This window comes from Cellulomonas telluris, assembly GCF_004886325.1.
Classification (GTDB): Bacteria; Actinomycetota; Actinomycetes; order Actinomycetales; family Cellulomonadaceae; genus Cellulomonas; species Cellulomonas telluris.
In genome coordinates this window covers 1-582 of the sequence record NZ_QXFN01000062.1, presented here as the reverse complement: position 1 = coordinate 582, position 582 = coordinate 1, and the positions used below count along the sequence as shown (strand labels likewise).

The 582-nt window shown below is 72.3% G+C and carries 1 protein-coding gene; it reads right to left on the bottom strand.

Features of this window, described 5'->3' with window-relative positions:
- Positions 1-582: L-arabinose isomerase family protein (locus FB586_RS18750; protein WP_442319900.1), on the bottom strand; the 582-nt coding region annotated here is incomplete at both ends.

Here is a 582-nt window from a genome sequence, read left to right as displayed (position 1 = left end):
GCGCAGCGAGTCGTGGCGCTCGCCGCCGGCCCGCAGCTCGGGCGCGACGTCGTAGAGGTCGGCGTACTCCTGCACCAGGGTGTCGACCTCGGCGTCGGCGACCTGGTCGACGACCGCGACGAGGTCGTTGACGCCCCAGGTGTTGACCGAGACACCGAAGCGTCGCTCCGCCTCGACCTTGTCGCCCTCGGTCACGGCGACGTTGCGCATGTTGTCGCCGAAGCGGGCGAGCCGCATCCCGCGCATGGCGGCGCTCGCCCGGGCCGCGCGGGCCCACGAGCCGATGCGGCGCGCCGTGTCCGGGTCGTCGACGTGACCGGTGACCGTCTTGCGCGCCACCCCCATCCGCGTCTGCACCGACGCGAACTCCCGGTCGCCGTGAGCGGCCTGGTGCAGGTTCATGAAGTCCATGTCGATCGTCGCCCACGGGAGCGCCTGGTGCGCCTGGGTGTGCAGGTGCAGCAGCGGCTTGCGCAGGGCGTCGAGACCGGTGACCCACATCTTGGCCGGGCTGAAGGTGTGCATCCACGCGATGACGCCGATGCAGTCGTCGTCGGCGGTCGCGTCGAGCAGCGCGCGCCG